This is a genomic window from Pseudomonas sp. ES1, from assembly GCF_050586605.1.
Classification (GTDB): Bacteria; Pseudomonadota; Gammaproteobacteria; order Pseudomonadales; family Pseudomonadaceae; genus Aquipseudomonas; species Aquipseudomonas sichuanensis.
In genome coordinates this window covers 36,015-47,146 of sequence record NZ_JBOBDM010000008.1, presented here as the reverse complement: position 1 = coordinate 47,146, position 11,132 = coordinate 36,015, and the positions used below count along the sequence as shown (strand labels likewise).

The 11,132-nt window shown below is 61.9% G+C and carries 12 protein-coding genes; 3 read left to right on the top strand and 9 right to left on the bottom strand.

Going from position 1 to position 11,132, the window contains the following annotated elements:
* Window positions 1-21: 21 nt before the first annotated feature.
* The gene (gene rpsU, locus ACQ4N9_RS05305) at window positions 22-237 is read right to left on the bottom strand and encodes a 30S ribosomal protein S21 (protein ID WP_003255575.1); all 216 of its coding nucleotides are present in this window, start codon (window positions 235-237) and stop codon (window positions 22-24) included.
* Between the two features lie 205 nt (window positions 238-442).
* Between rpsU and tsaD the strand changes: the two genes are divergently transcribed.
* Window positions 443-1,468, top strand: coding sequence for a tRNA (adenosine(37)-N6)-threonylcarbamoyltransferase complex transferase subunit TsaD (gene tsaD, locus ACQ4N9_RS05300; RefSeq protein WP_279846038.1), 1,026 nt, complete (start codon window positions 443-445; stop codon window positions 1,466-1,468).
* 25 nt (window positions 1,469-1,493) lie between these two features.
* On the opposite strand, the gene plsY is transcribed toward tsaD, so the two are convergent.
* Window positions 1,494-2,063 (bottom strand): glycerol-3-phosphate 1-O-acyltransferase PlsY, encoded by a 570-nt coding sequence (plsY, locus tag ACQ4N9_RS05295; RefSeq protein ID WP_390966145.1) that lies wholly within the window; start codon window positions 2,061-2,063, stop codon window positions 1,494-1,496.
* 74 nt (window positions 2,064-2,137) lie between these two features.
* On the opposite strand from plsY, the gene folB reads away from it, so the two are divergent.
* Together folB and folK are read left to right on the top strand one after the other, a co-directional pair.
* Window positions 2,138-2,494: a dihydroneopterin aldolase gene (folB, locus tag ACQ4N9_RS05290; RefSeq protein ID WP_323833245.1), complete on the top strand. Its 357-nt coding sequence runs from the start codon at window positions 2,138-2,140 to the stop codon at window positions 2,492-2,494.
* A complete protein-coding gene (folK, locus tag ACQ4N9_RS05285; RefSeq protein ID WP_390966144.1) occupies window positions 2,485-2,994 on the top strand; it encodes a 2-amino-4-hydroxy-6-hydroxymethyldihydropteridine diphosphokinase in 510 nt (169 codons plus the stop codon). Before folB ends, folK begins: the two co-directional genes overlap by 10 nt.
* 107 nt (window positions 2,995-3,101) lie before the next feature.
* Here folK and ACQ4N9_RS05280 read toward each other — a convergent pair whose 3' ends face one another.
* From ACQ4N9_RS05280 to apaG, 7 genes are all read right to left on the bottom strand, one after another.
* Complete coding sequence (locus tag ACQ4N9_RS05280; protein WP_390966142.1) at window positions 3,102-4,199, bottom strand: multifunctional CCA addition/repair protein; 1,098 nt, start codon at window positions 4,197-4,199, stop codon at window positions 3,102-3,104.
* 60 nt (window positions 4,200-4,259) lie between these two features.
* The gene (locus tag ACQ4N9_RS05275; protein WP_110994289.1) at window positions 4,260-5,828 is read right to left on the bottom strand and encodes a SpoVR family protein; all 1,569 of its coding nucleotides are present in this window, start codon (window positions 5,826-5,828) and stop codon (window positions 4,260-4,262) included.
* Window positions 5,825-7,096, bottom strand: coding sequence for a YeaH/YhbH family protein (locus ACQ4N9_RS05270; protein WP_390966139.1), 1,272 nt, complete (start codon window positions 7,094-7,096; stop codon window positions 5,825-5,827). The genes ACQ4N9_RS05275 and ACQ4N9_RS05270 overlap by 4 nt, the downstream gene beginning before the upstream one ends.
* A gap of 134 nt (window positions 7,097-7,230) precedes the next feature.
* Complete coding sequence (locus ACQ4N9_RS05265) at window positions 7,231-9,153, bottom strand: PrkA family serine protein kinase (protein ID WP_390966137.1); 1,923 nt, start codon at window positions 9,151-9,153, stop codon at window positions 7,231-7,233.
* A 283-nt stretch (window positions 9,154-9,436) separates the two neighbouring features.
* Window positions 9,437-9,766: a thiosulfate sulfurtransferase GlpE gene (glpE, locus tag ACQ4N9_RS05260; protein WP_323833249.1), complete on the bottom strand. Its 330-nt coding sequence runs from the start codon at window positions 9,764-9,766 to the stop codon at window positions 9,437-9,439.
* A 13-nt stretch (window positions 9,767-9,779) separates the two neighbouring features.
* A complete protein-coding gene (locus ACQ4N9_RS05255) occupies window positions 9,780-10,646 on the bottom strand; it encodes a symmetrical bis(5'-nucleosyl)-tetraphosphatase (protein ID WP_390966135.1) in 867 nt (288 codons plus the stop codon).
* The gene (gene apaG, locus ACQ4N9_RS05250; RefSeq protein WP_125462348.1) at window positions 10,646-11,026 is read right to left on the bottom strand and encodes a Co2+/Mg2+ efflux protein ApaG; all 381 of its coding nucleotides are present in this window, start codon (window positions 11,024-11,026) and stop codon (window positions 10,646-10,648) included. The genes ACQ4N9_RS05255 and apaG overlap by 1 nt, the downstream gene beginning before the upstream one ends.
* Window positions 11,027-11,132: the final 106 nt, after the last annotated feature.

Genomic DNA, 11,132 nt, shown 5'->3' with positions numbered 1-11,132 from the left:
GCTTTGCGTAGAACGGCTGTATTAGTACAGACGAACTGCGCGGCGCTGTTCGCGCTGAACTTTCTTCGCGTGACGCTTTACAGCGGCAGCGGCTTTGCGCTTACGCTCGGCGGTCGGCTTCTCATAAAACTCGCGGCTACGAACTTCAGCCAGTACACCGGCTTTTTCGCAGGAGCGCTTGAAACGACGCAGAGCTACGTCGAAGGGTTCGTTCTCTTTAACTTTGACGGCTGGCATCCAGGGCTACCTTAATTCATTACCGGGGTAGACGTGCTCCTGGCAAAACATAAGGTGTGCTGGAGTACGTCGGTTTTCAAGGGTTGCGGATGTTAACCCTTAGCTGGCAGGAATGCAAAGCCTCTGATCGAAAACCGCTGGTCGGCACAGGGTACGGGGACTATCATGCGCGCCTTCGAATTCAGCCTCGACAGGGCACGAACCCATGCTAGTACTGGGATTGGAAACATCCTGCGACGAAACTGGCGTCGCATTATACGACAGCGAACGCGGCTTGTTGGCCGACGCGCTGTTCAGCCAGATCGACCTGCATCGCGCCTATGGTGGCGTGGTACCCGAGCTTGCCTCGCGCGACCACGTCAAGCGCATGCTGCCGCTGATCCGGCAGGTGCTGGAGGAGGCCGACTGCGTCGCCACCGAGATCGACGCCATCGCCTACACCGCGGGTCCTGGCCTGGTCGGCGCGTTGCTGGTGGGCGCCTCCTGCGCCCAGGCCCTGGCGTTTGCCTGGGATATCCCGGCGATCGGTGTGCACCATATGGAAGGGCACTTGCTGGCGCCGATGCTCGAAGAGCAACCGCCGGAGTTTCCGTTCGTCGCTTTGTTGGTGTCGGGCGGTCATACCCAGCTGGTACGGGTCGATGGCATTGGCCAATACGAACTGCTCGGCGAGAGCCTGGACGATGCGGCCGGCGAGGCGTTCGACAAGACGGCCAAGCTGATCGGCCTCAATTATCCAGGTGGGCCTGAAATCGCTCGCCTGGCCGAGCAAGGCACCCCGGGGCGCTTCGTGTTCCCGCGGCCGATGTGCGACCGTCCAGGCCTGCAGTTCAGCTTCAGCGGCCTCAAGACGTTCGCCTTGAATACTTGGCAAAAATGCCGCGATGCCGGGGACGACAACGAGCAAACCCGTTGCGACGTGTCGCTGGCGTTCCAGCAGGCGGTGGTGGAGACTCTGACCTTCAAGTGCAAGCGGGCGCTCAAGCAGACCGGCCTCAAGCGCCTGGTCATCGCCGGTGGTGTGAGTGCCAACACCGCCCTGCGCACGTCACTGGAGACCATGCTGGCTGGCCTCAAGGGCAACGTCTATTACGCGCGCCCGCGCTTCTGCACCGACAATGGCGCGATGATCGCCTATGCTGGCTGCCAGCGCCTGATGGCTGGGCAGCAGCAAGACCTGGCGATCAGCGTGCAGCCGCGCTGGCCGATGGAGCAATTGCCGGCACTGTAGAAAGGGCTGGGTTCGGGCGAGGGTTTCAGAAGTGCCGTTCGCGTCCGGCAAACAAGTCACGCAAATTGTTGCGATGGCGCCAGACGATCATCACCGTGAGCACCGTCATAGGCAGCAGAGCTGCGGGCTCGCGCCAGGCCAGCAGTGGCAGGGTGAGGGGCGTGGCGATCAACGCGGCCAACGAGCTGGTGCGGGTGAGGTAGAAGGTCAGCAGCCAGGCGCCGATGGCCAGCAGGGCGGCCGGCAAGTACAGGGCCATGAGCATGCCAGCGGCAGTGGCCACACCCTTGCCGCCCTGGAAGCGGAAGTAGATCGGTAACAGATGACCGACTACCGCGCAGATACCGACCCAGGCCTGGTCTTGCAGGTCCAGCCCGGCCAGGCGTGCCAGCAGTACCGGCAGCATGCCCTTGCACAGGTCGCCCAGCAGCGTCAGGATCGCCAGCTTGCGCCCGGCCAGGCGCAGCATGTTGGTGGCGCCGGCATTGCCCGAGCCGCTGGAGCGGGGGTCGGGGCTGCCGCTGAGGCGGCTCAGGACGATGGCAAAGGACAGAGAGCCGAGCAGGTAGGCAAGCAGCGCCAGTAACCAAAACATGCTAACTATTCCGGGCGAGGACGCCCTGATTCTAACGGCGCCCGTCGCCCTTGTCGTGCTGTGGAGAGAAGTGCTTGGACAGAGTGTTCATCGAAGGCCTGGAAGTCGATACCGTGATCGGCGCCTACGACTGGGAGCGGGATATTCGCCAGTGCCTGCGCCTGGACCTGAGTTTCGCCTGGGACAACCGCCCGGCCGCCGCCGGTGATGACCTGTCGTTGGCACTGGACTATGCCAGCGTTTCGGCGCGGGTCCAGGCGTTTGCCGAGCAGGCTCGCTACGAGTTGGTCGAGACGTTCGCCGAGCGCCTGGTGGCGGTGCTGATGGCCGAGTTCAACATCCCCTGGGTGCGCCTCAAGCTCACCAAGCCGGGCGCAGTGCCGGCAGCCCGCGGCGGCGTTGGCGTGGAGATCGAGCGCGGATGTCTCTGAACACGGTTTACCTCGGCCTGGGCAGCAACATCGATCGCGAGCGGCACTTGTGTGCGGGGCTCGATGCGTTGGCTGGCATGCTCAGCGGCATGCAGTGTTCGGCAGTGTTCGAGAGCCAGGCGGTGGGCATCAAGAGCGGCCCGTTCTACAACCTGGTGGTGCGCGGGCAGACCGAGTTGCCGCTGCTGGAGTTCGACCGGCGGCTCAAGTTCATCGAGGCGGAAAATGGCCGATATGCGCCGGACCGCAAGGGTTTGCCGCTGGATATCGATGTGCTGATGTACGGCGATCTGCACGGCACCTTCGATGGGTTGGTGCTGCCGCGTGCGGAAATCCTGAAAAATGCCTTTGTGCTGTGGCCGCTATCGCTGCTGGCGCCGGCGCTCATGCATCCAGGTGCGGGGAAAAGCATGGCGCAGCTGTGGCATGAGGCGAGCATCCAACAGGTGCTGGCGCCGGTGCCGTTCGAATGGCGTGGGTTGCAGTTGACCCCGGCGTGAGCCTGCGCTGCCCTCTTCGCGGGTAAACCCGCTCCCACATGTACTGCACGACAGTTGTGGGAGCGGCGATTCGCCGCTGAGGTCTGCTCGCGAAGAGGCCGGGCAGATCAAGCGGACTTGTAAGCTTCGAGCGCCTTCAGGCGCTCGGCTTTAAGCGCTTCGCCCAGGCCCTGGCCGGTAAGCCCGGTTTCCAGCAATGGCTTCACATCCACGGCACGCGCCGCTTCTGCGGCCCCGCGCAAGTACTCGCCTTGTGGATAACCTGAGCCCAGCGTCGCCATCTCGCACGCGGCGATGAAGTCCTCGAAGCGCTGCGGCCGCCGGTACACGTCGAACTTCTGCAGCATTTCCAGCAGGCTTGCAGGCTCCAGCGCCAGGGCATGGTCCGCCCGCTCGGCAAACTCCCCCACCAGCGCCGCCAGTTCCTGGCATTCGCGCGGGGCCTTGAGGCGCTGGTTGAGCGCCTTGATCGCGGCAGGCTGCAACCCTCGCAGCAGGCACGCCCAGCGCACCGGCAGCGGCTGCTGACGCCTTGCCGCCTGGTGCAGCGCCGGCAATGTTTCAGCGCCGTGCGCAAGCTCGGGCATCAGTTCCATAAGTGCGCCACAGCTACGCAGTACTTCAATGAACACCTGCGGCTCGCGTTCCATCAAGGCACGCTCGACCTCTTTCCAGCTGCGCTCGGCGGTCAGCGCCTGTAGTTCGCCCGATTCGGCAATCTGGCGCATCAGCCCCAAGGTTTCTTCGGCGACCTTGAAACCCAGCGGCGCGTAGCGGGCAGCAAAACGGGCAACACGCAGTACACGCAGGGGATCTTCGGCGAACGCCGGGGAAACATGGCGAAGGATGCGCTGATCCAGGTCGCGTTTACCGTGGTAGGGATCGTACAGCGTGCCCTGTTCGTCCTCGGCCATGGCGTTGATGGTCAGGTCGCGACGAATCAGGTCTTCTTCGAGGGTGACATCCGGGCTTGCGTGAAAGGTGAAGCCGCCATAGCCACGGCCGCTTTTGCGCTCGGTGCGGGCCAAGGCATATTCCTCGCCCGTCTTCGGGTGCAGGAATACTGGGAAATCGGCACCGACGGGGCGAAAGCCCTGGGCCTGCATCTGTTCGACCGTGGCGCCGACCACCAACCAGTCGATGTCACTGACCGGGCGGCCGAGCAAGCGGTCGCGCACGGCACCGCCAACCTTGTAGATCTGCATGTGGAACCTCCATTACTGGCGACAGGATACCTTGTCGACAGCAATGGAGGGGGTGCTGCGCTAGAGGTGGTGCACCACGGCCAGGTCCATGCGCCCGTAGTCGCCGGCCTCGCCGTGTTCGCTGCGGGGCGGCATGTGGTGGGTTTTCATCACCTGGTCGCCCTGGACGGTCTCGAGGTGGATGTCGAAGCCCCACAGGCGGTGCAGGTGCTTGAGCACTTCGTCGGTGGAGTCGCCCAGTGGCTTACGGTTGTGCTGCTGGTGGCGCAGGGTCAGGGAGCGGTCGCCGCGGCGATCGATGCTCCAGATCTGCACGTTGGGTTCACGGTTACCCAGGTTGTACTGCGCGGCCAACTGTTCACGGATGGTGCGATAGCCATCCTCGTCATGGATCGCCGGCACCAGCAGATCGTCGCGCTGGTCGTCGTCGAGAATGCTGAACAGCTTGAGGTCGCGCATCACTTTCGGTGACAGGTACTGCAGGATGAAGCTCTCGTCCTTGAAGCTGCTCATGGCGAACTTGAGGGTGGAAAGCCAGTCGCTGCCGGCGATGTCCGGGAACCAGCGGCGATCTTCTTCCGTCGGGTTTTCGCAGATACGGCGGATGTCGGTGTACATGGCAAACCCCAGGGCGTAGGGGTTGATGCCGCTGTAATAGGGGCTGTCGAAGCCCGGCTGGAACACCACGCTGGTGTGCGACTGCAGGAACTCCATCATGAAGCCTTCGGTGATCAGCCCTTCGTCGTACAGGTCGTTCATCAGGGTGTAGTGCCAGAAGGTCGCCCAACCCTCGTTCATCACCTGGGTTTGGCGTTGCGGGTAGAAATACTGCGCAATCTTGCGCACGATGCGCACCACTTCACGTTGCCAGGGTTCGAGCAGCGGCGCGTGTTTCTCGATGAAATACAGGATGTTTTCCTGAGGTTCGGCAGGGAAGCGCGCATCGTCGCGCTCGCCGCCCTTTTCGGTGCCTTTGGGGATGGTGCGCCACAGGTCGTTGATCTGCCGCTGCAGGTGCTCTTCACGCTCCTTCTGCCGGCGACGCTCCTCTTCGGCCGAGATCGGGTAAGGGCGTTTGTAGCGGTCAACACCATAGTTCATCAGGGCGTGGCAGGAGTCGATCAGGTCTTCGACAGCGTCGATGCCATGGCGCTCCTCGCACTGGGCGATGTACTGCTTGGCGAATACCAGGTAGTCGATGATGGAACTTGCGTCTGTCCAGGTACGGAACAGGTAGTTGCCCTTGAAGAAGCTGTTGTGGCCATAGCAGGCATGGGCGATCACCAGTGCCTGCATGCACATGGTGTTCTCTTCCATCAGGTAGGCGATGCACGGGTCGGAATTGATCACGATCTCGTAGGCCAGGCCCATCTGCCCACGGCTGTAGGATTTCTCGGTACTGAGAAATTGCTTGCCATAGGACCAGTGGTGATAACCCAACGGCATGCCCACGGACGCATAGGCGTCCATCATTTGTTCGGCGGTGATCACTTCGATCTGGTTGGGGTAGGTATCCAGCGCGTAACGCGCGGCCAGGCGACTGATTTCGCGGTCGTAGGTCTGGATCAGCTCGAATGTCCATTCGGAGCCGGTGGAAATGGGTTGGCGTCTCTGCTCTCTGGCGGTCATGTGGCTAACCTGCGCTGGAAGAGTTCACGGAAGACCGGGTAGATGTCGCCGGCCGATACCAACTGTTGCTGGGCAAAGGTGTCGGGGAAACCCTCGCCGATGCGCTCGTACTCGTACCACAGCGCCTGATGCTCGCGTGGGGTGATTTCGACATAAGTGTAGTACTGCACGTGCGGCATGATCTGCTTGGACAGGATGTCGCGGCAGATCGGCGAGTCGTCGTTCCAGTTGTCACCGTCGGACGCCTGGGCGGCGTAGATGTTCCAGTCGCTGGCCGGGTAGCGCTCAGCCATGATTTCCTGCATCAGCTTGAGCGCGCTGGAAACGATGGTGCCGCCGGTTTCGCGGGAGTAGAAGAATTCTTCCTCGTCGACTTCGCGGGCACTGGTGTGGTGCCGGATGAACACCACCTCGATGCGGTCATAGTTCCGCTTGAGGAACAGGTACAAGAGGATGAAGAAGCGTTTGGCGATGTCCTTGGTGGCCTGGGTCATGGAGCCGGAAACGTCCATCAGGCAGAACATCACCGCCTTGGAGCTGGGGTTGGGCTGCTTGACCAGCAGGTTGTACTTGAGGTCGAAGGTATCGAGGAACGGCAGACGGTTGATACGTGCCTTGAGCCGCTCGATCTCGGCCTCGGTTTCCTGAATGTCGGTGAAGTTGTCGGGCTCCTCGACTTTCAGCCGATCCAGCTCCTTTTGTGCCTCGCGCAACAGTGCGCGGCTGCTGCCCGTCAGCGCGATGCGCCGGGCATGGGCCGAACGCAGGGTGCGCACGATGTTGATGCGCGAGGGATTGCCTTCGTTGGCGATCCCGGCGCGCACGGTCTTGAAGGTGTCGGCACCGGTCAGGTGGCGTTTGACCAGGTTGGGCAGCTCAAGGTCCTCGAACATGAATTCGAGAAACTCTTCCTGGGTGATCTGGAAGACGAAATCGTCCATGCCGTCGCCGGAGTTGCCGGCCTTGCCGCGCCCGCCACCCCCGCCACCGCCTTGTGGTCGAGCGATATGCTCACCTGCAGTGAACTCTTTGTTGCCGGGGTGGACGATGGTCTGCTTGCCGCCGCGACCGTGGTGCAGCACCGGTTCGTCGATGTCACGGCCCGGGATGCTGATCTGCTCGCCATGCTCCATGTCCATGATGGAGCGGCGGCTAACGGCCTCTTCGACGGCTTTCTTGATGTGCTCACGGTACCGCCGCAAAAAGCGCTGGCGGTTGACCGTGCTCTTGTTCTTGCCGTTCAGGCGTCGGTCGATTACGTAGCTCATGATCCCTCCGGTGACTGGATGCAGCTACTGACTTCAAGCTGCAAGATGGAGCAGCCACCGCTGCTGAAAGCCGTAGCGCCAGAGCTCGCCCTGGCGCTGCACGGCTTGCAGCTTGCGGCTTGTCGCTTGCCGCTTTATTGCGATTTGCGGACCCGCAGGTACCATTCCGACAGCAGGCGCACCTGCTTGTCTGTGTAGCCGCGCTCGACCATCCGGGTGACGAAGTCGTTGTGCTTCTGTTGATCTTCCTTGCTGGCCTTGGCATTGAAGCTGATGACCGGCAGCAGGTCCTCGGTGTTGGAGAACATTTTCTTCTCGATGACCACCCGCAGCTTCTCGTAGCTGAGCCAGCTGGGGTTCTTGCCATTGTTGTTGGCCCGGGCGCGCAGCACGAAGTTGACGATTTCGTTGCGGAAATCCTTCGGATTGCTGATGCCGGCCGGCTTCTCGATCTTCTCCAGCTCTTCGTTGAGGGCGATGCGGTTGAGGATCTCGCCGGTTTCCGGGTCGCGGTACTCCTGATCCTGAATCCAGAAATCGGCATACAGCACGTAGCGGTCGAAGATGTTCTGGCCGTACTCGCTGTAGGACTCGAGGTAAGCGGTCTGGATTTCCTTGCCGATGAACTCGATGTAGCGCGGCGCCAGGTATTCCTTGAGGTAGCGCAGGTAACGTTCGCGAACTTCGGCCGGGAATTGCTCCTGCTCGATCTGCTGCTCCAGCACATACAGCAGGTGCACCGGGTTGGCCGCGATTTCGTGCGGGTCGAAGTTGAACACCTTGGACAGGATCTTGAAGGCGAAGCGGGTCGACAGGCCGTTCATGCCCTCGTCGACGCCTGCCGAGTCGCGGTACTCCTGGATCGATTTGGCCTTGGGGTCGGTGTCCTTGAGATTCTCACCGTCATAGACCCGCATCTTCGAATAGATGTTGGAGTTTTCCGGCTCCTTGAGCCGCGAAAGCACGGTGAACTGGGCCAGCATCTTGAGGGTGTCGGGCGCGCAGTGGGCCTTGGCCAGCGAGCTGTTGACCAACAGCTTGTCGTAGATCTTGATCTCGTCGCTGACCCGCAGGCAGTAGGGCACCTTGACGATGTAGATACGGTCGATGAAGGCTTCGTTGTTCTTGTTGTTGCGGAAGGTGTGCCACTCCGATTCGTTGGAGTGGGCCAGCAGGATGCCGGTATAGGGGATGGCCCCGAGCCCTTCGGTACTGTTGTAGTTGCCTTCCTGGGTGGCGGTGAGCAAGGGGTGCAGGACCTTGATCGGCGCCTTGAACATCTCGACGAATTCCATCAGGCCCTGGTTGGCCCGGCACAGCGCGCCCGAATAGCTGTAGGCGTCGGCGTCGTTCTGCGGGAATTCTTCGAGTTTGCGGATATCCACCTTGCCGACCAGGGCAGAGATGTCCTGGTTGTTCTCGTCACCGGGTTCGGTCTTGGCGATGGCGATCTGGTTGAGGATCGAGGGATAGAGCTTGACCACCTTGAATTTGCTGATGTCACCGCCGAACTCTTGCAGGCGTTTGGTGGCCCAGGGCGACATGATGGTGTTCAGGTAACGGCGGTTGATGCCGAACTCTTCTTCGAGGATCGCGCCATCTTCGGTGGCGTTGAACAACCCCAGCGGGGACTCGAATACCGGCGAGCCCTTGATGGCATAGAAGGGTACTTTTTCCATCAGCTGCTTGAGTTTCTCGGCCAGCGACGATTTACCGCCGCCCACCGGGCCCAGCAGGTAGAGGATCTGCTTCTTCTCTTCCAGGCCTTGGGCGGCATGGCGGAAGTAGGAGACGATCTGGTCGATGCATTCTTCCATCCCATGGAAGTCGGCAAAGGCCGGATAGCGGCGGATCACCTTGTTGGAGAAGATCCGCGACAGCCTGGAGTTGCTTGAGGTGTCGATCAGCTCTGGGTCGCCGATGGCCAGCAACAGCCGCTCGGCCGCCGAGGCATAGGCGCTGCGATCCTCTTTGCACAGCTCGAGGTACTCCTGCAGCGAGAGTTCTTCCTGGCGGGTGGACTCGAAACGTTGTTGGAAGTGGCTAAAAATGCTCATGACGTCACCTCGCTCGATACGTGGAGACGACGCCGGATCAGTCAGCCGATGCTGGCATGCAACCGGTTTTTGCCGATTGCTGTATACCCCCCAGAACACCCTGAAACGCTACCGATGACCCGCACGCCGGTGTACCGGCTCTCCCCTATTTTGGATGGCCTGGGCTTAAGGATAGTTGGTTATACGAGAGGTCAAGGGCAGGGGGCGAAGAAGACGTCTGTGACCGTTCGTCAGGTCGGTCGCGAGCCCGCACGGAACGCGGGCTGCAGGAAAAATGAAAAAATTATTCAGCACTGCCCTGAGCGGTTTCGCCCGGGTAGGTGCTGCGCCACAGTTCGAAGCCTCCGTCGATGCTGTAGACGTTGGAGAAGCCCTGGCCGACGAGGTAGGCGGCGGCGCTCTGGCTGGAGTTGCCGTGGTAGCAGACTACCAGTGTAGGCGCGTCGAGGTCGGCGTTGCGGATGAAGTCGGCAACCGAGTGGTTATCCAGATGAGTGGCGCCGCTGATGTGGCCAGCGGCATAGGCTTGCGGGTCGCGAATGTCGACCACGACCGCGCCTTCTGCGCGCAGGGCGAGGGCCTGTTCGGGGGTGATGCGCTTGAATTCGCTCATGGGGGCGGTTCCTTCAGGGCTGATCGGTAGGGGCGGCCGGTGCTGCCGGCAGGCGAGGGGTGCCCTCGCGGGTGCAGTCGCAGCGGTGGTATTCGCCGCTGTCGACGTTGTACAGGGTCATGGCGCCACCCCAGACGCAGCCGGTGTCCAGGGCGATGACGCCCGGTGCATTGACGCGGCCTTCAAGGGCAGCCCAGTGGCCGAAGATGATTTTCACATGGCGCGCACGGCGGTCGGGGTGGTCGAACCATGGCTTGTAGCCTTTTGGCGCGCTGTCTGCGCCTTCCTTGGTCTTGAGGTCGAGCTTGCCGGCGGCGGTACAGAAGCGCATGCGGGTGAAGTAGTTGGTGATCACCCGCAGGCGCTCGACGCCGGTGAGATCCTTGCTCCACTTGTTCGGTTCGTTGCCGTACATGCCGTCCAGGTAGAGCTTCAGGCGATTGTCGTCGCGCAGCACTTCCTCGACTTCAGCAGCCAGCTCCAGCGCTCTGCCCAGGGTCCATTGCGGCGGGATCCCGGCATGAACCATGGCGATGCCACGGGGCTCGTCGTAGTGCAGCAGCTTCTGCCGGCGCAGCCAGTCGAACAACTGGTCGGCATCCGGCGCTTCGATGATCTCGCGCAGGGTGTCGCTCTTCTTCAGGCGCTCGACGTTATGCCAGGCCGCCAGCAGGTGCAGGTCGTGGTTACCCAGCACGCACACCAGGGCGTGGCGAATGGAGTACAGGTAGCGCAGTGTTTCGAGCGACTCGGGGCCGCGGTTGACCAGGTCACCCACCAGCCACAGGCGATCGACGGCAGGGTCGAAGCGTACGCGTTCGAGCAGGCACTTGAGCGGCTGCAGGCAGCCTTGCAGGTCACCGACCGCGTAAGTGGCCATCAGTGCAGGGCCCCGGGAACGGCCAGGCGGAAGGGTGCGATCTCGGCATCGAAGCGTTTACCGTCTTCGGCGAACATCTGATAGCTGCCCTGCATGGTGCCGACGCGGGTGGTGATGACCGCCCCGCTGCTGTAGGTGTGGCTCTGGCCTGGGTCGATCAGCGGTTGTTGGCCGATCACGCCGGCGCCGCGCACTTCCTCGACTTCGCCATCGCCATTGGTGATCAGCCAGTGACGCGACATCAGCTTGGCCTTGACCGTGCCGTTGTTCTGCACGGTGATGGTGTAGGCGAAAGCGAAGCGACTGTTTTCGGGGTCGGATTGTTCTTTGAGGTAGCGGGTCACGACGCTGACGTCGATCTGGTAGCGGGGGTCGGACATGCAAGGGCCTTGGGCGAACTGACGCAATAACGCAGTCTAGGCCATTGGCGGGGGGGAGGGCCAGTCATGGCTGACCGTGGGGCAAGCACGCTCCCACGGGAGCGTG